Here is a 19726-nt window from a genome sequence, read left to right as displayed (position 1 = left end):
GCCCTCTCACATCTCGACGACGATGTAATCCTCCTCGACATGCACGGGCACGGTCTCCGCGACGTAAGGGCCTTCGACGAGTTCGGCGCCGTGCGCCGTCTCGACCGGATAAGACCGCGCTTTCACCTTGTCGGGAGAGCAGTACGACTTGCCGGTGCGAATATCGAATTCCCATCCGTGCCACGGACAACGAATGATCTCGCCCCGGCGGCTGTAGCTGTAATGGCCCGCGGAAGTGGATTCCACAAGACCGGTCACCGCGCCCTCGCACAGGCTTCCGCCCTGATGCGGACAGCGATTGAACATCCCGTAAAAATCGCCGTTGAGATTGAAGATCGCAATCGGACGGCCTTTGATCGTAAAGAGCTTGCGCGATCCCGGCGGAATCTCGCGTGTCGGGGCCACGACGTGGCGGCTCATGCTTTCACTCCGTACACGGCCAATGCATTCTCGCGGAAAAACAACCGGCGCTGCTCTTCGCTGATCGGCAACGGCATCGCCAGCGACGGATCGTCGAAATCCCAGTGCGGGTAGTCGGTCGCGAACAACAGCCGGTCCCATCCCATCCAGCCGATCGTATCGAGCACGTGGCTTCGCGGCTCCGGCTCCTCCATCGGCTGCGTCGTCCACCAGACGTGTTCCCTCAGATATTCGCTCGGTGGCCGCTTGAGATGCGGCGTCTCGGCGCGCAGCGCCTTCCACGTCTTGTCGAGCCGCCACGCAAAGGCGGGAGCCCAGGCAAACCCCGCCTCGACCATCACGATCTTCAGTTTCGGAAACCGCTCGAACACGCCCTCGATCACGATGCTCGCTAATCCCGCCTGGCAGCTTTGGGCGTGACCAGCCATTTCCTCGATGTAATGGCTCGGCCAGCCGGTGCTGGTGATCGGGCCGCCGCCATAACCGAAGGCATGGACCGCCACGGGAAGCCCGGCCTCGGCCGCGGCCTGATAGATCGGCCAGTAACGGCGGTTGCCCAAGGGCTCGCCGGTGCGCGACAACACCAGCACCTGAACGAAATCCTTGTGGCCGGCCCATTTGCGAATTTCGGCCGCGGAAACATCCGCGGACTCATAAGGCACCACGACGGAAGCCTTGAGACGGCTATCCTTCGAGGTCCATTCCGCGACCTGCCACTCGTTCGTCGCAGCACAAAGCGCCGCGCAAAGCTCGGGATTTGCGACGCCCTGCCCGCTCTGGAGCGGATTGAGGACGCCGAAGATAACGTTGTTCGGATCGAGATGCTGAGCCTGCATGAAACTGAAGCTGCTGCCGGCCCTGCCGCCTTCCGGCGGCAACGCATCGCGCCGCGCCGCATCCGGCTGGCCTTTCGGAAAAGCGGGACCCACCTGCATCGCGAGCCGGCGCGGACTACCGAATGTCTTGAGATGATCGCGCCAGCGCGCCGACAGCCACGGATCGAACGCGTTCGGTGAACTGCGTACGGGGTGGATATCGCAGTCGGCGATGGCGAGACGGGGGCTCGTCCGCTTGGCTGCTTCGGGTTTGACGTTGACGTTCATGTCACAGTCTCCAGAAGTCGCGCATAGGTCGCGCGCGGATTATCGACCATCATCTTCCGGACCAGGGATTTCGGCAACCCTTGCGGAAGCACTTCCATGCCCTCGAACTGACCATGTGGATAGTCGGTCGAGAACAGCAATATCTCGTCCGACTGCATGTGCTCGATGATCCTTTCCAGGCTGGCCGCATCGGGCGGCGCGTCGGTCGGTTGCAACGACAGACGGACATTGGTCTTGACGATTTCCATCGGCGAACGATCGACCCAGGGAATCTCCATTCGCAGGCCGTGCCAGTATTTCGACAGCCGCCACAGATGCGCCGGCAGCCAGGTCCAGCCGGATTCGAGCAGCACGACTTTCAATTTCGGATAGCTCGAAAACACGCCTTCACAGATCAGGCTCGTCAGTTGGGTCTGAAACGCCTGCGCCTGCGCCGCATAGTCCTCGGTGTAATAGCTCGGCCATCCGACCGCCGTCGGCGGATTGTGGTAATTGCTGCCGGCGTGAATGCCGATGGCAAGACCGTGGCGTTCGGCGGCGGCATAGATCGGCCAGTAAAAGCGCTTGCCGAGCGGATGATCGCCGCTTGCCAGCAACAGCACCTGCACGAAGCGCGGATTTTTCGCACAGCGCTCGATTTCGTCGACCGCCATTTCCACGTTCTGTGTCTGCACCACGATGCTGCCGCGCAGGCGAGGCTCGCGATCGAGCCATTCTTTCGCGATCCAGTCATTCACGGCGCTCGCAAACGCCGAGCCCATGTCTTCGCTGAATAGAAGCTGCGCGCCGTAGAGGCAATTGCAGATCGCGATCGACGTCTTGAACGGATCGAGACATTCGGTCCGCATCTGCTCCAGCGTCCCAGCGGGCTTACCCTTGGCAGGCCGCCAATCGGCGCGCGCCGTGATCGGCGAGTTCGCGGGATAGCTGATCGACACCAGCTCATCGAGGCCGCGTGTCTTCACCATGTCCTGCCAGTGCTCGCTCATATAGGGCACCAGCGCCTCGAGGCTCGGCACCGAGGGGTGAACATCGCAATCGATTGCGCCTGCTTCGATCATTTCGGTCTGTTCCTTGTCATCGCTTTCAGACTTACGTTCAAATCCTGCGTTCTATTCACCGGCCACCGCATGGACGCCGTCGGCCGCAATTTCGTCGGTCCTTGCCGGCAAGCGCACGGCCAGGATCAGCGCGCCGCCGATCAGGCCGAACAGCGCCAGGACCGAAAAGGCCAGTGAAAAGTCACCGGTCCTCGCCTTCATCCAGCCGACCAGCATCGGCCCGAAAAATCCACCGAAGAGATTGGCGATCCCGCCGCTGAAGGCGATGGCCGCGATCGCCTGCGTGCGCGGCAGGATCGCCGTATACATCACCGTGATCAGCGGCAGCGTCATGAACAGGAAGAAGCCGCTCAGCGTGAAAAACAGCATCAAGACCCAGAAGGATTGCGATCCCAAATGCGCGCTGACATAAAGCAGCACCGCCAGCGCCATCAGCGGAATGGCGCCATGCAAGCGCCGTTCATGCATTCGATCTGAACTAAGGCCCACGGCCGCGATGCCGATGGCGCTCGCCAGATACGGTAGCGCGCTCAGGAGACCGACCAGCCCGATCGGCAATGCGCTGGCGTCCTTGATCGCGGTCGGCAGCCACAGCGTGAAGCCGTACTCGACTATGTTGTTGAAGGTTTTGGCGACCAGCAGCAGCCACACGCCGGGATGAACGATCATTCCCCACCAGTCGATGGCGCCCACCGTCGCATCGAATTCTGCCTGCTCCGCCGCGAGCCCGCCCAACAGCACATGGCGCTCTTCCGTCGTCAGCCACGTTGCAGACTGTGGCGAATCCGGAATCGTGCGCCACCACACCAGCGCCCAGATCCAGGCCGGCAAGCCTTCGAGCATCAACATGACGTGCCAGTTCGAATAGGTCAGCACCAGACCCGAAAGCGGACCGGCCAGCAGCGCGCCGATCGGAATGCTGATGTTCCAGATGCCGAACGCGCGGCCCCGCTCGCTCTTCAGGAACCATTGCGAAAGAAGTGCCGACACCGATGACCAGATCGGACCCTCGGACAGGCCGAGCAGAACTCGGGTTGCGACCAGCTCGTAGAAATTCGTCGTGAAGCCGCCGGCGATGGCAAAGAAGCCCCAGGCGACAAGGCAAAACAACGTGACTCGCTTGGCGCCAAAGCGGTTGGCGAGCCAGCCGCCCGCGAGGAAACTCACGAGATAACCCCAGAAGAACACGCCGCCGATGAAGCCGGCCTCGGTCGGTGACAGATGAAGATCCTGCGAGATGGCGGGAAGCGCGGTGCCGACGTTGACGCGATCGAGATAGGAGATCGTGTAGACGATGAACACGTTCGGCAGGATGCGCGCCCAGCGCCTGCGATAACCGACCGCCTCGCGATCCGCAGCCGATCGGAACCTCCCGTTCACCTCAGAAACTCCCTTGTCGTCTCTCGCCGCGGTTCGTTCGCCGCTGTTCTTGATCTTCTCGTCTTCTGTCGATCCGCGCGCCTCACGCCTGCGGCGCATACAGCCGGTGCGCATTGCCGAACAGGAAGGCGGCCTGCTCTTCCTTTGCCAGCTTCAGCGGCATCGCGGTCAAGGGATCGTCGTAGTCCCAATGCGGATAGTCGGTTGCAAACAACAGGCGATCGAGCCCGATCCAGTCGATCGTGTCGCGCAGATGAACAGATGGATTGGGCTCTTCCATCGGTTGCGTTGTCATCCAGACGTGATCGCGCAGATATTCGCTCGGCAGACGCTTGAGGTGCGGGGTTTCACTGTGCAGCGAAGAGCGGATCTTATCGAGCCGCCAGGCGAGCGACGGCATCCAGGCAAAGCCGGCCTCGATCAGCACCACCCGCAATTTCGGAATGCGCTCGAATACGCCCTCCAGCACCATGCTGCTGATCAGCGCCTGGCATGACTGCGAGTGGCCGACCATGTCTTCGATGTAATAGGTGGCCCAGCCCGTGCTGCTGGTCGGGTTGCCGCCATTGCCGAAGGCGTGGATGCCGACCGGAAATCCCGCCGCTGCTGCTGCTTCATAGATCGGCCAGTAGCGGCGATTGCCGAGCGGCTCCACGGTGCGCGAGAGCAGCAGCACCTGAACCATATGCGGCGAGCCAGCCCAGCGTTCGATCTCGGCAACCGAGGCGTCGGCGTCTTCGTAAGGCACCACGATCGATGCCTTCAGCCGCGGCTCCGGCGTCGTCCACTCGGCGACCTGCCAGTCGTTGATGGCGCGGCACAACGCTGCACTGAGATCGAGATTCGGCATGCCGCCCGGATGCGGGCGGATCATCGTCAGCACGCCAAGCTGGATGCCGTTCGCGTCGAGATGGTGGCTGCGCATGAAATCGAGATTGCTGCCCGGGCGGCCACCGCCCGGGGGCCACGCGTCGCGCCGCGAGGCGTCGGGCTGGCCCTTTGGATATTGCGGCCCCCTGCTGTTGCCCTGCCGGCTGTGATTGCCGAACAGGTCGATATGATCGCGCCAGCGCTTTTCCAGATACGGGTAAAGCAGCTTGAAATCGCGCGGGCTGTGGTGGATGTCGCAATCGGCGATGGCCAGTCGGCTGGCGGAGGCGGCGCCGGCGGCCGGATTCGGCACTTGCAGGTTCATCGGCTCCTCCCTTTGCGGTTTGGTCCCGCAGCCTGGTCCGCGACTTATCGGCACGTTACCAGACCTAGTATTGGAGTGTGGCTGTTCTGCAAGGAACAGTCACCATGAAACGCGATCAGTACAGCGCTTTCGCCGGTTCCGCTCCCGCAGGGAGCGCGGCCTCGGGCGCCAGATCCGCCGCGGTAATGGGGGCTTTGAGCATGAAATACAGCGCCATGGCGCCGATCAGGGACATGCCCGCGCCGATCGCAAAGGCGATGACAAACGAACCCGTGACGTCGACAACATAGCCGGTCACGACAGGCGAGACGGTTCCGCCGAGATAGCCACCGAAATTCATCAGGCCGGCGATTGAGGTGCAATAGGATTGCGGCGCGGTGACCGTGGTCAACGCCCATTTCCCGGCAATGCCGGCGCTGAGAAAAAACTGCGCCAGCGACATCAACAACACCGCTTCGGTCGCGTTGGAGGCGGTCGTCGTCAGTCCGGTAAACAGGCCGCAGATCAGCAGGCCACCGACACAAGGCAGCTTGCGGCTATCCATCAGATTGACACCGAGGCGCACCAACTTGTCGGAGAACCAGCCGCCAAGGAGACAACCGGCAACGCCGGCGATCAAAGGGATCGAGGCGAGGATGCCGGTTTTCGCGATGCTGACATGCTGCTGCATTTCGAGATAAGCGGGGATCCAGGTCTGATACATCCAGATCGAATAGCCGCCACAGAATGCCAGCACGATCATGGCCCAGCTGGTGCGGAATGTGAACAGCTTCGCCCATTGCTCGCCGCGCACCGGCGTCACCGCGGCGCGATTTTCCGCGAGGTAAGCGTTGTCGTCCGGTTCGAGGACAGTGCTGTGCGGATTGCGATAAAGCATGAACCACACCACCGCGCCGAGCAGGCCGACCACGCCCATGGTCACGAACATCGTCCGCCAGCCAAAGGCGAGCATCAGCGCGGTCAATAACGGCGGCGCGATCGCCGGGCCAATATTGCCGCCGGCGTTGTAAAGGCCGGTCGGCATGCCGCGGTCGCGCACCCGAAACCAGTCGCTGGTGACGCGGACGCCGGCGGGATAGGCCGGCGATTCCGTGATGCCGAGCGCAATGCGCGTCCAAAGAAGTTGCGTATAGCCGAACGCAAAGCCGCCCGCGCCTTGCGCGATCGACCACAGGATTAGCGCGCCGCCGACGAGATAGCGCGGACCCAGCCGGTCCAGCATGAAACCAACCGGAATTTGCGCAAACGCATAAGCGAGCGACCAGCCGGACTGCAACGCGCCGATCGCGGTGGCGCTGATGCCGAATTCCTTGCGAATGAGAAGGTTGCCGACGGAGAGCGTCGACCGGTCGATGTAATTGAGCGCGATCACGACCGTGACGAGGGCGACCGCGGTCCACTGGATCGCCCGCAACCGTGCCGACGGCTTCGAACCCGGCAGCTCTGCACCCGCCATGTTTCCTCCGGACCGTCTTGCGCGGCAGATCCAGGACTATCGCCCCGGCCGTTCCGCTGTCTTTTTGATCCCTGAGGCATATTAGGATGGTTTGCCGGTTTGTTCTAACAGCGGCAAGAAGGCGCAAACGCAATCAGTACAGAGCGGCCATGCGCGCCCGCAAAGGCCTAGGCGGTCAATGCCGCCACCGGCGAGCGGATCAAGGAGGCGATTTTTTCGAGCTTTCCGATACGCTCAGCCGTCCAGTCGAACGAAAAATTGAGCGCGATAAAGTTCTTGAACGAGGCCGCGGGCGAGAACATCGGTCCCGGTGCCAGGCTGATATTGTCGAGCAATGCCAGGCGCGAGGCTGCAACCGCATCGAAGCTGTGCGGCCCCCTCACCCAGCACACGAACCCGCCGGAAGGACTGGAGATCGCGCAATCCTTCGGAAACAGTTCCGTCACCAGGCGCAAGCCCTGCTGCATCCGTTTGCTCAAAGTCTCGCGGATGTTGCGCAGCGGACGCTCGTAATAGCCCTTCGAGATGAATTCGGCCGCGGCGCGCTGCAACGGCCCGTCGCCGCCGAAAAGGTTGGTGAAGAACTTCTGCTCCAGCAGCGCGCTGTGATAGCGCTCGCCGATGATCCAGCTGATGCCGTAACCGGAAGGCGCCAGCCCCGGAAAACTGGAGAACTGGATGACATAGCCGTCGGTGTCGAAGGTCTTCAGGCTCGGCGTGAATTCGCTGGCGTAAGAGAGATTGCCGAACATGTCGTTTTCGATGATCGGGATCTGGCGCTGGCTCGCGATCTGCACCACCCGGCGCATGGTGTCTTCGCTATAGGTGACGCCGGTCGGATAATGATTGACCGGCATCAACAGACAGGCCGCGACCTGGTTCTTGGCCAGCAGGTGCGCGAACTGATCGGGATCGATGCCGTTCTTGGGATGGGAGTAGATTTCCAGGGCCAGCAGATGGCGGCGCCGCAAAGCATCGAGAATGGGAAAGAACGTCGGCGTCTCGACCAGAACCGTATCGCCCGGCCGGGTGAGCGCGCCGACGCAGATGTCGAGGCCTTGCAGTCCGCCGCCGGTGACCAGCGCGTCGCTTTGCCGCACGATCACGCCGCGCTGGGCCATGCGCTTGGCGATAATCTCCCGCAGCAGCGGATCGCCTTCCGGCGCGTCGGTTTCCGAGGCGCGCTCCGGATCGCGCAGCAGCACCTGTCGCAGCGTCTGATTGATCCGCCGCCGTGGAAAGATATCGCCGCTCGGGTACACGGCGCCAAAGGCTTCGACGTCCCGGCTGTGCCAGGCCGACATCACCTTGAAATTCAGGCTGTCGATCAAGATCGGCGCGTCCGAAAGACCCGGCCTCGACGACGGCGTATCGGCAAAATTTCGCGCCTGGGGCGCGCGGGCCGCGACGAAGAAACCGGCGCGGGGGCGCGCTTCGATGATGCCCTCACTCTCCAGCAGCGCGTAGCCATGATGCACGGTGACCATGCTGAAGCTGGTGGTTTCGCTCAAGGTGCGGACCGACGGCAGCCGCTCGCCAGGCTTCAGCGTTCCCGCCTCGATCCGGCGGCGAATATAGGACACGATCTGTTCGTATCGCCGCATGCCTGTGCCGGCCAATGTGTACTGACTACCTTCGCGATAGACTGTCTCTATCAGGACAGAAACCACAATGGCAAGCAAGGGTCTGCAGCAAGCGGCGCACGAGGCTCCGCGCAGCTTGCGGTTTCAATGTCTGGTGTTTCGAGACCCGATCGATCGGCAAGCGCAGGGGAGAGGAACGAGAGATGCAGCGCTTCGTGGTGGTCGGTGGAGGCGTCGCCGGACATCGGGCCGCGCTCGAACTCGCGCGCCGCGCGCCAACCTCGACCATCGATCTGTTGTCGGAAGAACCCTGCTTGCCTTACGACCGCCCGCCGCTCTCCAAGGAATTGCTTCACGGCAGCAAGACCGCCGAGCAGATCGTTCTCTCCGGCGCGACGAATTATGCGAACAACATCCGCTATCGTGCGGGAACGCGCGTAACTGCGATGGACCGGCAGCGGCAGACCGTCGTCACCGCTGACGGCGCCGAGTTCGGTTACGACCGGCTGTTGCTCGCGACCGGCTCCCGTCCGCGCCGGCTGTCCACGGAATGCGCCAGCGATGCGCCCGTCCACTACTTGCGAACATTGCAGGATGCGGTTGCGCTGGCGCCGCAGCTTAAAGCGAACAGGCGCATCGTCGTAATCGGCGGCGGCTTCATCGGCCTTGAAGTCGCGGCCGCCGCCGCGCGCAAGAATTGCCGCGTCACGGTTCTCGAGACCCAGCCGCGCCTGCTCGCACGCGGGATGCCCGCGGAGGTGAGCGGGTGGATCGAACGCCAGCATCGCGACCAAGGCATCGACATCCTGACCTCGACAGACGTGCAGGCTTTGCGTTGCGACCAGACTGAAATCCTGGTCAGGATCGCGGGAGGGGTCATCGCCGCCGATGTCGTCATCGCGGGCATCGGCGCCGAACCGAATATCGAACTCGCGGCCAACGCGGAGCTCATGACCGATAACGGGCTCGTCGTCGATGCGCAGTGCCGGACCTCCGATCCCCTGATTTTCGCTGCGGGCGAAGTCACGTGTCATCCTGTCATGCACGGCCCATCGCGGCGCGTCGAATCCTGGAAATCATCCGCCGAGCAAGGCGCGATCGCGGCACAGGTCATGACCGGCGCGGATGTCACCTTTGACGAAATCCCCTCGCTCTGGTCCGACCAGTTCGATATAAACATTCAGTCGATCGGGTTTCCGGATCTGGGTGTCGCACATGAGATTCTCGGCGACCCGGCATCGGGCGCATGGACGTTTGTGTCGCTTGGCGAGGATGGGTCCGTCTTCGGAGGCGTCGCGATCAACCGCGGACGGGACGCGTCCGCGCTGCGGCGCGCGATCAAGCAGAGAGCCGGTTCGACATTCATGCAATCCAACAAGGTTGCGTAGAGCGTTTTCAAGCGAAGTGGGCGCCGGTTCGCGGGAAGAAAACGCGTTAAAACAAAAGAGCAGAGCCCGGTTCTGATCTCATCAGAACCGAACAGGCTCGAGACAAGAGATCGTGGAGCTGGCGTGATGGCTGCAAATACGGACGGTTCGCAATGGCGCGCTCTCGCCACGCTCGACGATGTTCCCGCAGGCAAGATGAGCTCCCATGAGGTCGGCGATATAAATATTGCACTTTACAATATCGACGGGACGATCTTTGCGACCGACAACGTCTGCACGCACGCCTACGCTTTGCTGACCGACGGCTGGCTCGACAACAACATCATCGAGTGTCCGCTGCATGGCGGCCAGTTCGACGTCTGCACCGGAAAGGCCGTCTGCTCGCCGGCCGAAGCCGATCTGCGCACCTATCAAGTGCGCGTGGTCGAAGGGCGGATCGAAGTGCTCGTGCCCGATGCCGGCAGCTGAAGCGTCCGGCAAATCACCACGGCGGCGAATCTCCGGTTTTCCGCATCAGGCGTTTCGCAAATCCAGATCCATTCGACGACTAACGATAGTCGCGTTTGAGTAGGTCAAGCTGTAGCGGCGGGCTTTGAATCATAGGATCGGCAGACCGCGCGAACCGAGCCCATTCGTCCGCCTCGTCCAGCCAATATTTTTCATCTTCCCCGGCAACGCAAGCACGCTCTCGGCACATCATCTCGAATGCCTCGAATCGTTTCTTTGCGTCCATGGCCAATCCTCGATGCCCGGATGGAAGCAGTGTAATCGGGAAGTGGCGTGCGCCAACTTACTATTCCTTCATGTCCCCCTGCTGGATATTGCCGGATATTTCGACGAGCGAGATCGCTATAATTCAACACGCGCCCGTGAACATCGTCATCGCGCTACGCGCAGATCATCGATCGAGCAACGGCCAATCAAATCGGCGTATTCCTCGAACGTTCGGCTGACGAAAAGCTTATCTTGTCGCTAGATACGGAGGTCACACATGCCAAAAGCTTTTATCACAGCGACAGTAGCCGGCTTGATGCTGGCGACCATGCTGCCTGCATCGAACGCGGTTGGAATTGGACCTCAAGCGTCTCCGATTCCCGGAGCCACAGCCGGCACGACGACGGGCGTGGGAAACCCAAGCAACGGAGCCGGCAGCGTGGCCGCCGCGGCTGACAGCGCCGCGAACCCCTCGGGCAACACCTTCATCAACACTTCGCCGAGCGGATCGACATTGATGCCAAATACCGGAGGAGCAGCGGGAGGCGGCCGCCGCCGATAGTCGTGCGATCGGTGCTGCCGAATCAATATTCGACCAGCGGAAGCAGCTCGGCCTGTCAAGAATTGACGCGCTCGCTCTACAATGCATGCTGCGCGCAATGTCGCGTTTTGCAAATATCAGACTGGCTCGAATGAGCAGCGGGCAACACTGCCTGATCCGGGACCTCGGATTGGTCAAGGGTGGCAAGGGTCTCCGGCACCACGAGGTGGTTCTGGTGCTGTCGTTGCGAGGGTTGGCCGGATTTGCGATGTCGAGGATCCGGAACGGCAGCCAAGAGTCCACGGCGAAAGGCGAGCCGAAGGTCATTCAACAGACGCTATATTGAATATTGAGGATCAGCGTCCGCCCGGTCCCGCGCCTCACTGACAGTACGAAAGCTCATCTTCCGTCACGACGCGCTCGACCTTGTCGCACTTGATGCGGTACCTCAGACGGCCATCCGCCTCGACCGGCATACACTGAACGACGGTGTAAATCTTCGGCACATCGACATGCACCCGCCCCTGCGGCCCTTGACCGCGATGAAGGACTTCGTCGTTTAGTTGGTAGGCATGTGACATTCTGGGTTCCTTTTTGGAGCCTTGTACACCGAAACGAATTGCGAAGGTTGGAAAAAATCCGCAATTTCGGCCTCAGCGGCCCCAGACCGGTGGCAGGGGCCGGCCGCCGGGGGCGGCCCAGGACCCTCATTTTCCCGGCGGAAAGGCCGCGATCATGTCGAGTTCGATGCGGGCGCCGGGCGTCGACAGCTGGTTAATGCAGATTGTCGTGCTCGCGGGTGTCCACGACCCGAAATACTCCTTGAGCACGGCGACCATTCCGTCCTGGTCGCGAATGTCGGTCAGGTATTTCGTCACCTTGACCACATCGGTCCAGGTCAGCCCCTGATGCTCCAGAATCGTCTTGATCGTCTCCATCGCGCGCCGGGTCTGATCTTCGATCCGGTTCGGATGATCGTGTTCGGAGATGACGTGCGGATGCTTGTGATAGAGCGGCGACGGTGTGGCGCCCGAGATGAACAACAGTCCGCAGGGGCTTTCGACCCGCATCGCCGGCGCATAGGGCATGTCCACCCGCCGTTCCGGCTCGGTCTGGATTTCCTGGATATTCGGGTTGCTGGGCGAAGCCTGAAAAGCGGGTTTCCGGGTCATGATAACTCCAAAACTTTAAACAACAGATGTCGGCGGCACAGCGCCCGACTTCGCAACGCGCGGACGCGGGCGGCCGCCATCGGCAAGGGCTACGATCACCACGATCTCATCGGGCCGGGGCGCATTGGGAACCATGACGCTGAGCGTGTCAATTTGATCGAACGCCCAGACGTCGTCCTTATGCCCTAAGGGAATATCGATCACTGAGCCGACGCCACCGATCTTCACGTTCGACGGAATGATCGCCTGCCCGCCTCCGATGGCGTCGCGCATCGGCTTGCCCATCCGCGGATGCAGGATCGCGGCTGCATGCTCCATATCGCCCGACGCCCCCACGATCGCGGCTTTGCCGTAGGAAATAGCCGGCCCCGGCAATAACGCCTGCGCCTCCTTGACCAGCCGCGCGCCGAGATCGGTCCCGAAACCGACGAGCTCGGAAAGATCGTCCAGCGCCTGACCGGCCGCCGGGTTCGCGATAACCGCGCAGGCCGCGACCCGCGTCACCGGCTTGAGCGCGGGCAAGCCGCCTTCGGCGAACACGACGTCCTTGCAAAGCCAGATACGCCTGATGTCCATGTCAGCCTCCGACCAGCCGCTCGAAATTGTCTTCCAGCACCAGTTTGGTCTGCTCGGCCGGCAGGGCATTGCGCACAAACGTCACCGGATGGGGTTCGCCGAGCGGAAATGGCGCGTCGCTGCCCAACATGATCTGCTCGGGCGGGATCACCTCGGTGACATAGCGCAACATCGCCGGCTCAAAGCAGATCGAATCCACATAGAGCTGGCGCAGATAATCGCCGACCGGCTTGGTGAGGGTACGTTTGAGCTGGGCGTTGGTGTCGACCTCGCGCTGCATCCGGGCCCGCAAGGCCGGGCTGAACGCGCCGCCATGGGCGCAGACGAGCTTGAGCGTCGGCCAGCGGTCGAGAAAGCCGGAACAGATCATTTTCAGGATGTTGATGGTGCTGTCGAACAGATAGCCCGCGACAATCGTGAGTTCATAGTCGCGCGTCCGGTCCTTGCCCAGAGGATCGGCCGGATGCACGAAGAGGGGAACGCCGAGATCGACCGCGGCCTCGAAGATCGGCGTGAACCGGCTGTCGTTCAAATAGAGGCCGCGCACGTTGGAGGCGATGTGCCCGCCGATGAAACGATGATCGCAAACACAGCGGCGTAACTCGCGCGCGGCCGCTTCGGGGTCTTGCATCGGCAGCAACGCCCAGCCGCCGAAGCGTTTGCGATCCGGCGCGATCGCCGCCGCCAAGCCGTCGTTGAAAACCGCGGCCGCTTCCACGGCGATCGCAGCATCGAGATGATAGTCGATGAACGGCGTCGCCAGCGACAGCATCGCGCGTTCGACACCGTCCCGCTGCATCCGTTCGACCTGCTTTTCCATGTCGAAGAAGGTCGTGTTCAGGCCAAAGTGCATGCCGCGGATATCGAGATCGACCGCATCGCCCTCCCGGCGCTTGATCGTGGTTGCGAACTCCGGGCGCGATTGCGCGAACTTGAAAAAGGCATCCGGAACGTAATGGCAGTGGATATCGGTGATCATGATTAGAGTCCTAGATAGGCCGTTTTGAGCCGTTCGTCTTTCAGGAGCGCGGGGCCCTCACCTTCCATGACGATCCGCCCGTTTTCGAGCACATAGGCGCGGTCCGCCGCCCGCAGCACGTGGTGGACGTTCTGTTCGACAATCAGAATGGTGAGACCCTGGCGGCGCAGATCGACGATCAGATCGAACAGAAGCTTTACGTAAATTGGCGCCAGCCCTTCGGTCGGCTCGTCGAGCAACAGCACCTGCGGCCGCGCCATCAGCGCCCGGCCGATCGCGAGCATCTGCTGCTCGCCGCCGCTCATCGACCCCGCGATCTGGCTGCGCCGCTCCGACAGCGTCGGCAGCAATACGAACACCGCCTGGAGGGATCGCGAGATCACGGCGCGCGCCGCGGGCGCGTAGGCGCCGACTTCGAGATTTTCGAGCACGGTCATGAAAGGAAATAGCCGCCGCCGCTCCGGCACCAGCACAAGACCCTTCGACGGCCGTTCCCAGGGGGCGAACGCCTGAATGGACGCGCCATCCAGCAGCACTTCACCGCGGCAGACGGTTCGCAAGCCTGCGAGCGAAAACATCAGCGAGCTCTTGCCGGCCGCGTTGGCGCCGACCAGACCCACGATCTCGCCGGTGTTCACGACGAGATTGACGCCGTGCAGCACCTGCACCGCGCCATAGAACGCATCGAGGTTCTTGACCTCAAGCAAGCTGCATCTCCTCACCGAGATAGGCTTTGACCACGGCCGGATCGCGCGCCACTTCCGCCGGTGAGCCTTGGGCGATCACGCTGCCGCGGTTAATCACGACCATTCGCCTGGCCGTCTTCATGATCGCATAGAGAACATGCTCGACCCAGATTACGGTGATCCCTTTCGCGGGCAGGCTCGCGACAATTTCGGTCATCGCGCCGACCTCGGTCGGGGTTAGACCGGCCATGATCTCATCAAACAGAACGAGTTTCGGCTGCACCGCGAGCGCGCGGGCGACTTCCAGCCGCTTCAACAGCCCGATCGTCAATTCGCTTGCCGGCCGGTCTCGGTAAGGCGCCAATCCAAGATCGCTGAGCGTCAAATCTGCCAGATCGCGCGCCCCCGCCATCGAACGCTCGCGCAGAAACGCCGAGATCATCACGTTCTCGATGACGGACAATTGCTTGTAGGGCTTCGGGATCTGAAACGTGCGGGCAATGCCGGCCCTCGCCATGTCATACGACTTCCATCCGGTCACGTCCGTGCCATCGACCACGATCTTGCCGCCCGACGGCGGCATCACGCCCGCGATCAGATTGAACAGCGTGCTTTTGCCCGCACCGTTCGGCCCGATCAGCCCCAGCAATTCGCCCGGCCGAACCGCAAACGACACGTTGTCGACAGCGCGGGTGGCGCCGAAGGTCCGGCTGACGCCTTGGACTTCCAACAACGCGCTCATGGTTGCGGCTTTCGCGACTTGAGTTTTTCGAGCGCGCCGGCAACGCCCGTCGGGAAATACAGCATCACGACGATGAGCCCGGCGCTGTAGATCACCAGATGCAGTCCCGCCGCGGCATTGCCGAGATTGGCGCGCAACAACTCCGACAATGGCGTGATCAGAAAAGAGCCGAGGATCGGGCCGATGGCGGTGCCGAGCCCGCCGACCGCCGGCAACAGCGCAAACTGAAACGACAGTTCGGGCGAGATCACATAAGTCGGATCGAGATAAAGGAAATATTGCGCGAAAAGCGTGCCCCCTACCCCGGTCAACGCCGCGCTCAGCGCCATCGCCGAAGAGCGGACCATCAGTGGGTTGATACCGGCCGCGGCGGCCGCCTCGTCATTGTCGCGAACCGCGAACAGATAAAATCCGAAGCGCGATGCCTCGAGCCAACGCATGACCGCATAGGCGAGAATCAAATAGATCAGGGTCAGCGCCTCATAAGCGGGCTTCGAACCCAGCACCATATTGGCCAAATCGGGCACCGGCGGGATCGACAGGCCTTCGGCGCCCCCGGTCACCGAGGACCAGTTCAGCGCGATGATGCGCACCACTTCGGCAAACGCCAGCGACGACAGAATGAAGAACGGTCCCTTGAGCCGGGCGCAGATCAGCGAGAGCACCGCGCCGGCGATGGCCGCAGCCGCGGCGCCGACGAAGATTCCAAGCCACGGCGTAAGGCCGTAACTCTGAAACAGGATGGTCGACGTGTAGGCGCCGATTCCGAAAAACGCGGCGTGGCCGAACGAGATCAATCCGGCGCAACCGCCGGCGATATTCCAGGCAAGCGCAAGGCCGGCAAAAAGAAACGAGAGCACCACGACGTCTTGCAGGGCCGGCACAAGACCGAAAGCGACCCAGACGACGCAGCCCGTGAACAACATGATCTCAAACCATGAGATCTGTCCGCGCCGCGGCATTGCGGAAATTCGCGAGAACCCTGTCGTCCTGGCCGGCATCGCCGTCATGCGCTACTCGTTCATGCCGAGGGTCGCCGCACCCTTTTGACCGAACAAGCCGTTGGGGCGGAAAATCATCACCAGCAGGAACAGCACGAAGAAGAACAGTTGCCCAAACGCGGGCGCAACATAGTAAGAACCGACCGACTGGACCACGCCGACGCAGAAACCTCCCAGCAGCGCGCCCTCGATACTCCCCATGCCGCCGAGCACCACGATCACGAAGGCGATCAGCACGAAATTCAACCCAACGGTCGGAAACACCGAAAACAGCGGCAGCATCACGCAGGCCGCAAGCCCGACCAGCGCCGAACCGGCGGCGAATGTGATAAGGAAGATCTTCGGCACGGCGATCCCCATCAGTTTTGCCGCTTCGCCGTCCTGCACGGTGGCGCGAATGGCCTTGCCGAGAAACGTGAACTTGATCACCCATTGCAGGGCGACAGTGCAAGCGAGCGTAATAACAAAGCCGAGCAAAAGCTCGCCCTTGATGAAGACGTGCCCCACTGAAATCGATCGGCCGAAGATCGGCGGCACATCGCGCAGGTCGGCGGTCATCGCCATCAGTGCTGCGTTTTGCAGGAAGATCGATAGCCCCATGGTGGCGAACACCACGACCAGATGCGGCTTCTCCAGCGCCGAGCCGATCACCAGCCGATAGACCAGCGCGCCGAACAGGAACATCGCAGGCACAACGGCGATCGCCGCAATATACGGATTGAGGCCGAGCAATTTGCTGAACGCCCAGGCGCCATACATCGCGATCATCAGGAATTCGCCATGGGCGAAGTTGACGACGCGCAAGACGCCAAAGATCAGCGTCAGGCCGATGCTCATCAGCGCGTAGACGCTGCCGATCAGAAGGCCGGAAATAACGAGCTGGATGATCGTGTTCACGTGCGCGTTCCGCCGATCAGGCGATCCACCTCGTCAGCCGGATTCGGAATCAACGCTCACTCCAATCCGGCAGCGGCACCATGATCGGCGGCTTCGTTGCGAGTTCGCCCGGATAGACTTCCTCATTGCCCGCTTTGGTCCACTGCCAGACGCCGATCGAGGCGCGCAGATTCTGTCCGGCATCCTTGGGATCGTCGGGCCAGTCGAAATTGGTGAATTTGATGCCGCTGCCGTTGACCAGCGACCCCTCCGGTAGATCGAGCTTCAGCGCGATCTCGCGCAACTCGTCCGGCTCGAAAGTCTTGGCCTTCGGCAACACTTCGGTGAACAGCGCCCAGACCGCCGAGAAGCCCGCGGCGGCGTGCCCGGCCGGCGGCCGCTTCAGCTTGGCCTCATAGCGCTTGTAGAATTCGTCGGCGACCTTCCTGGTCTCAGGCGTCAGCACCGCGGCGTTCACCTTCGGCGGGAAATCGGCGACAAAGATGCCGCTCACGGCATCGCCGATCGATTCCCGTAAGTCGGGCGACGAGTAGCCGGCACTGACGCCGATGAACGCCGCCACGTTGAATTCCAACTCCTTGGCCTTGCGCTGAAACAAAATCGCATCGTTCGGGAATGAGATCGCGATCACGATGTCGGGCGCGACATCTTTCAGCTTCTGCACGATCGGGGTCATGTCGGTCGCGGTCTGATCGTAGCCCTCGTCATAGGCGAGCTTGATGCCTTTTGCTTGCGTGTAGGCGCGAATGCCGTCGCCGACGGATTTTCCGAACGCGCGATTTTCCCACAACAAGGCGATCTTCAGCGCATCGACCGGCTTGTTCAGGCGCTTGGCGAGGTCGTCGACGATGAAATCGACCGCGGCCTGTCCGTACTTGCGCGCCGGCGCGCCGACCTGGAACGTGTGCTTGAAGCCGCGGCGCGTGATGATTTCGGCTGCCCCCGTCGTCTCCCAATGAAACACGCCATGACGTTCCGCCGCCTGGCTCACCGCGATCGCAATCGGCGAAGCAAACGAGCCGGTCGTGATCTTGATGTCGTCTTTGGTGATCAGCCGTTCGGTCTCGCTGATCGCGGTGTTCGGCGTGTTGGCGTCGCCTTGAAGATATTCGACCTTGCGGCCGTTGATCCCGCCGCGCTCGTTGATCATGTCGCGGGCGATCTGCATCGCTTCCCAGTTTTCGAGACCGTTCTTGGCGAGCGGCCCGGTCAACGGCAACAGCACGCCGATCCGGATATTCTCCTGCGCTTTCGCCGGCAATTGCGCCACAAGACACAGACACGCGAAGATAATCCCGACTAGCTTGAGGCGTCTCATGATATCTCCGCTGCGCGCTACCAATGAAAACAAAAGCCTAACAACGGTGTCTTTAAGCAGCAATCGAATTCTTGGCGATACCATCTTGATCACGACGTGCATCTTGCTGCGACATCTTGCGCGTTCGCGGCATATCTCGCGGATCGCGACGTCACCCCGTCAACGCGACCTCGCCGGGCACGTAGCCGATCAGGTCGATCGCCACCATCGCGTCCTTGACCGGAAGTCCGCTGGTTTCAACCGTGGTCCGCGCCGGCGGTGTCTTGAAGAACTCCTTCCACACCTCGTCAAAGGCGCTGAAATTGTTCAGATCGTCTAAGAACACCTGCGCCTTGACAACGTGGTCCAGCGAACTGCCGGCCGCTTCAAACGTGCGCGCCAGTTTGTTCAGCACATAGCGCGTCCGCAGCTTGATATCCGAACCGTAGAACGGAAAGTTCGGGTCTTTCCTGGCTTCAGCCGGAATGCCCGACGCATAATCGGTCGGCAGCGCGCCTTCAGCGAACACCAGCCCGCCAGCGACAACCGCTTCGGTGTAGCTCGCCGATCCCTTGGGATTCGATGTCTTCACGGTGCGCGCCTTGATCTTGTCCGGGATGTAGCCGATCAGATCGATCTCGATCTGCGCGTCTTTCACCAGCAGACCTTTGGTTTCGACACCACAGGTGCCGACCACGGTGGTTGGTGGTGGCTCCTTGAAATATTCGCGCCACACTTCCTGAAAAGCGTCATGATCCGCCATGTCTTCGAGAAAGACCTGCGCCTTGCAAATGTGATGGAGCGAGCTGCCCGCGGCCTCGAAGGTGCGTGCAAGGTTCTTCATGACGTAATGCGTACGCTTCTTGATGTCCGAACCATAGAACGGAAAGTTCGGGTCCTTCTTGGCCTCGGCCGGAACGCCGGTCTTGAAGTCCGACGGCAATTGTCCGGCGGCAAATATCAACCCGCCGACCATGAACGCTTCGGTATAGTGCGCGATCGGCCGCGCATTTTCCGACTTGATCAGCTGGCTTTTGAGCTTGCCTGGCACATAGCCGATCAGATCGATTTCGATCTGCGCGTCCTTGACCAGCAAGCCCGTCGTCCCGACGGTGGTGCGCGCGGGTGGGATCTTGAAATATTCCTTCCACACCTCATCGAAGGCATGGAAGTCGCGCAGGTCCTCGAGAAACACCTGCGCCTTGACGATGTGATCGAGCGAACCTCCCGCGGCCTCAAAGGTCCGCGCGAGATTCTTCATGATGTAATGCGTGCGCTTCTTGATGTCAGAACCATAGAACGGAAAGTTCGGATCCTTCTTGGCTTCAGGGGGAATGCCGGTCTTGAAATCGGTCGGCAACTGGCCGGCGGCAAAGATCAAGCCGCCGACGTCGAAGGCTTCGGTGTAGACCGCGAGCGGCTGCGGATTGTCCGACTTGATGATTTTTGCGTTCATCGCTTTATCCTCCCATTGGCCCTCGTCGCCATCACTGCACTAAGCGAATGGTATCGACCATCGCCTAGCCGATGAATGC

The 19726-nt window shown here is 61.6% G+C and carries 22 protein-coding genes; 4 read left to right on the top strand and 18 right to left on the bottom strand.

The genetic code is table 11. The features are described from left to right. Positions 1 to 6 precede the first annotated feature (6 nt). From ABSE61_RS00250 to ABSE61_RS00220, 7 genes are all read right to left on the bottom strand, one after another. Positions 7 to 420 carry a Rieske (2Fe-2S) protein gene (locus ABSE61_RS00250; protein ID WP_423869042.1) on the bottom strand — a complete coding sequence of 138 codons (414 nt, stop codon included), beginning with the start codon at positions 418 to 420 and terminating at the stop codon, positions 7 to 9. Further along, complete coding sequence (locus ABSE61_RS00245; protein WP_423869041.1) at positions 417 to 1523, bottom strand: amidohydrolase family protein; 1107 nt, start codon at positions 1521 to 1523, stop codon at positions 417 to 419. Before ABSE61_RS00245 ends, ABSE61_RS00250 begins: the two co-directional genes overlap by 4 nt. Next, positions 1520 to 2584, bottom strand: coding sequence for an amidohydrolase family protein (locus ABSE61_RS00240; protein WP_423869040.1), 1065 nt, complete (start codon positions 2582 to 2584; stop codon positions 1520 to 1522). Before ABSE61_RS00240 ends, ABSE61_RS00245 begins: the two co-directional genes overlap by 4 nt. A 51-nt stretch (positions 2585 to 2635) precedes the next feature. Next, positions 2636 to 4063, bottom strand: a complete 1428-nt coding sequence (locus tag ABSE61_RS00235) for an MFS transporter (RefSeq protein WP_423869039.1) — start codon at positions 4061 to 4063, stop codon at positions 2636 to 2638. Then, positions 4047 to 5159 carry an amidohydrolase family protein gene (locus ABSE61_RS00230; RefSeq protein ID WP_423869038.1) on the bottom strand — a complete coding sequence of 371 codons (1113 nt, stop codon included), beginning with the start codon at positions 5157 to 5159 and terminating at the stop codon, positions 4047 to 4049. The genes ABSE61_RS00235 and ABSE61_RS00230 overlap by 17 nt, the downstream gene beginning before the upstream one ends. Before the next feature lie 115 nt (positions 5160 to 5274). Further along, positions 5275 to 6615, bottom strand: a complete 1341-nt coding sequence (locus ABSE61_RS00225) for an MFS transporter (RefSeq protein ID WP_423869037.1) — start codon at positions 6613 to 6615, stop codon at positions 5275 to 5277. Between the two features lie 167 nt (positions 6616 to 6782). Further along, on the bottom strand, positions 6783 to 8198 hold the full coding sequence (locus ABSE61_RS00220; protein ID WP_423869036.1) for an aminotransferase-like domain-containing protein: 1416 nt from the start codon (positions 8196 to 8198) through the stop codon (positions 6783 to 6785). 203 nt (positions 8199 to 8401) lie between these two features. Between ABSE61_RS00220 and ABSE61_RS00215 the strand changes: the two genes are divergently transcribed. Together ABSE61_RS00215 and ABSE61_RS00210 are read left to right on the top strand one after the other, a co-directional pair. Next, positions 8402 to 9586, top strand: a complete 1185-nt coding sequence (locus tag ABSE61_RS00215) for an NAD(P)/FAD-dependent oxidoreductase (RefSeq protein WP_423869035.1) — start codon at positions 8402 to 8404, stop codon at positions 9584 to 9586. Between the two features lie 126 nt (positions 9587 to 9712). Next, positions 9713 to 10054: a non-heme iron oxygenase ferredoxin subunit gene (locus ABSE61_RS00210; RefSeq protein WP_423869034.1), complete on the top strand. Its 342-nt coding sequence runs from the start codon at positions 9713 to 9715 to the stop codon at positions 10052 to 10054. A 79-nt stretch (positions 10055 to 10133) separates the two neighbouring features. Here the strand turns inward: ABSE61_RS00210 and ABSE61_RS00205 are convergent, their stop codons facing one another. Further along, entirely contained in the window at positions 10134 to 10319 is a 186-nt protein-coding gene (locus ABSE61_RS00205) for a hypothetical protein (protein ID WP_423869033.1), read from the bottom strand. Between the two features lie 258 nt (positions 10320 to 10577). Here ABSE61_RS00205 and ABSE61_RS00200 point away from each other — a divergent pair, with 258 nt between their 5' ends. Both ABSE61_RS00200 and ABSE61_RS00195 read left to right on the top strand, forming a co-directional pair. Beyond that, positions 10578 to 10862: a hypothetical protein gene (locus ABSE61_RS00200; RefSeq protein WP_423869032.1), complete on the top strand. Its 285-nt coding sequence runs from the start codon at positions 10578 to 10580 to the stop codon at positions 10860 to 10862. Positions 10863 to 10992: 130 nt separating this feature from the next. Further along, entirely contained in the window at positions 10993 to 11187 is a 195-nt protein-coding gene (locus ABSE61_RS00195) for a hypothetical protein (RefSeq protein WP_423869031.1), read from the top strand. A gap of 34 nt (positions 11188 to 11221) precedes the next feature. Here ABSE61_RS00195 and ABSE61_RS00190 read toward each other — a convergent pair whose 3' ends face one another. From ABSE61_RS00190 to ABSE61_RS00145, 10 genes are all read right to left on the bottom strand, one after another. Then, the gene (locus tag ABSE61_RS00190) at positions 11222 to 11422 is read right to left on the bottom strand and encodes a hypothetical protein (protein ID WP_423869030.1); all 201 of its coding nucleotides are present in this window, start codon (positions 11420 to 11422) and stop codon (positions 11222 to 11224) included. A 126-nt stretch (positions 11423 to 11548) separates the two neighbouring features. Further along, positions 11549 to 12013, bottom strand: a complete 465-nt coding sequence (locus ABSE61_RS00185; RefSeq protein ID WP_423869029.1) for a RidA family protein — start codon at positions 12011 to 12013, stop codon at positions 11549 to 11551. 15 nt (positions 12014 to 12028) lie between these two features. Then, positions 12029 to 12589: an amino acid synthesis family protein gene (locus ABSE61_RS00180; protein WP_423869028.1), complete on the bottom strand. Its 561-nt coding sequence runs from the start codon at positions 12587 to 12589 to the stop codon at positions 12029 to 12031. Position 12590: 1 nt separating this feature from the next. Next, positions 12591 to 13568 carry an amidohydrolase family protein gene (locus tag ABSE61_RS00175; RefSeq protein ID WP_423869027.1) on the bottom strand — a complete coding sequence of 326 codons (978 nt, stop codon included), beginning with the start codon at positions 13566 to 13568 and terminating at the stop codon, positions 12591 to 12593. 2 nt (positions 13569 to 13570) lie between these two features. Further along, positions 13571 to 14275 (bottom strand): ABC transporter ATP-binding protein, encoded by a 705-nt coding sequence (locus ABSE61_RS00170; protein WP_423869026.1) that lies wholly within the window; start codon positions 14273 to 14275, stop codon positions 13571 to 13573. After that, entirely contained in the window at positions 14268 to 14996 is a 729-nt protein-coding gene (locus ABSE61_RS00165) for an ABC transporter ATP-binding protein (protein ID WP_423869025.1), read from the bottom strand. Before ABSE61_RS00165 ends, ABSE61_RS00170 begins: the two co-directional genes overlap by 8 nt. Beyond that, positions 14993 to 16006: a branched-chain amino acid ABC transporter permease gene (locus tag ABSE61_RS00160; protein ID WP_423869024.1), complete on the bottom strand. Its 1014-nt coding sequence runs from the start codon at positions 16004 to 16006 to the stop codon at positions 14993 to 14995. Before ABSE61_RS00160 ends, ABSE61_RS00165 begins: the two co-directional genes overlap by 4 nt. A gap of 3 nt (positions 16007 to 16009) precedes the next feature. Continuing rightward, complete coding sequence (locus ABSE61_RS00155) at positions 16010 to 16894, bottom strand: branched-chain amino acid ABC transporter permease (RefSeq protein ID WP_423869023.1); 885 nt, start codon at positions 16892 to 16894, stop codon at positions 16010 to 16012. Between the two features lie 49 nt (positions 16895 to 16943). Then, entirely contained in the window at positions 16944 to 18212 is a 1269-nt protein-coding gene (locus ABSE61_RS00150; protein ID WP_423869022.1) for an ABC transporter substrate-binding protein, read from the bottom strand. A gap of 151 nt (positions 18213 to 18363) precedes the next feature. Further along, a complete protein-coding gene (locus ABSE61_RS00145) occupies positions 18364 to 19647 on the bottom strand; it encodes a RidA family protein (protein WP_423869021.1) in 1284 nt (427 codons plus the stop codon). Positions 19648 to 19726: the final 79 nt, after the last annotated feature.

The organism is Bradyrhizobium sp., assembly GCF_049519115.1.
GTDB lineage: Bacteria > Pseudomonadota > Alphaproteobacteria > Rhizobiales > Xanthobacteraceae > Bradyrhizobium.
This window is presented reverse-complemented; position numbering and strand designations above follow the sequence as displayed.

Coding starts and splice junctions, on each gene's coding strand:
- ABSE61_RS00250 (WP_423869042.1), bottom strand. CDS start 420: ATGAGCCGCCACGTCGTGGCCCCGACACGCGAGATTCCGCCGGGATCG.
- ABSE61_RS00245 (WP_423869041.1), bottom strand. CDS start 1,523: ATGAACGTCAACGTCAAACCCGAAGCAGCCAAGCGGACGAGCCCCCGT.
- ABSE61_RS00240 (WP_423869040.1), bottom strand. CDS start 2,584: ATGATCGAAGCAGGCGCAATCGATTGCGATGTTCACCCCTCGGTGCCG.
- ABSE61_RS00235 (WP_423869039.1), bottom strand. CDS start 4,063: ATGCGCCGCAGGCGTGAGGCGCGCGGATCGACAGAAGACGAGAAGATC.
- ABSE61_RS00230 (WP_423869038.1), bottom strand. CDS start 5,159: ATGAACCTGCAAGTGCCGAATCCGGCCGCCGGCGCCGCCTCCGCCAGC.
- ABSE61_RS00225 (WP_423869037.1), bottom strand. CDS start 6,615: ATGGCGGGTGCAGAGCTGCCGGGTTCGAAGCCGTCGGCACGGTTGCGG.
- ABSE61_RS00215 (WP_423869035.1), top strand. CDS start 8,402: ATGCAGCGCTTCGTGGTGGTCGGTGGAGGCGTCGCCGGACATCGGGCC.
- ABSE61_RS00210 (WP_423869034.1), top strand. CDS start 9,713: ATGGCTGCAAATACGGACGGTTCGCAATGGCGCGCTCTCGCCACGCTC.
- ABSE61_RS00205 (WP_423869033.1), bottom strand. CDS start 10,319: ATGGACGCAAAGAAACGATTCGAGGCATTCGAGATGATGTGCCGAGAG.
- ABSE61_RS00200 (WP_423869032.1), top strand. CDS start 10,578: ATGCCAAAAGCTTTTATCACAGCGACAGTAGCCGGCTTGATGCTGGCG.
- ABSE61_RS00195 (WP_423869031.1), top strand. CDS start 10,993: ATGAGCAGCGGGCAACACTGCCTGATCCGGGACCTCGGATTGGTCAAG.
- ABSE61_RS00190 (WP_423869030.1), bottom strand. CDS start 11,422: ATGTCACATGCCTACCAACTAAACGACGAAGTCCTTCATCGCGGTCAA.
- ABSE61_RS00185 (WP_423869029.1), bottom strand. CDS start 12,013: ATGACCCGGAAACCCGCTTTTCAGGCTTCGCCCAGCAACCCGAATATC.
- ABSE61_RS00180 (WP_423869028.1), bottom strand. CDS start 12,589: ATGGACATCAGGCGTATCTGGCTTTGCAAGGACGTCGTGTTCGCCGAA.
- ABSE61_RS00175 (WP_423869027.1), bottom strand. CDS start 13,568: ATGATCACCGATATCCACTGCCATTACGTTCCGGATGCCTTTTTCAAG.
- ABSE61_RS00165 (WP_423869025.1), bottom strand. CDS start 14,996: ATGAGCGCGTTGTTGGAAGTCCAAGGCGTCAGCCGGACCTTCGGCGCC.
- ABSE61_RS00160 (WP_423869024.1), bottom strand. CDS start 16,006: ATGACGGCGATGCCGGCCAGGACGACAGGGTTCTCGCGAATTTCCGCA.
- ABSE61_RS00150 (WP_423869022.1), bottom strand. CDS start 18,212: ATGAGACGCCTCAAGCTAGTCGGGATTATCTTCGCGTGTCTGTGTCTT.
- ABSE61_RS00145 (WP_423869021.1), bottom strand. CDS start 19,647: ATGAACGCAAAAATCATCAAGTCGGACAATCCGCAGCCGCTCGCGGTC.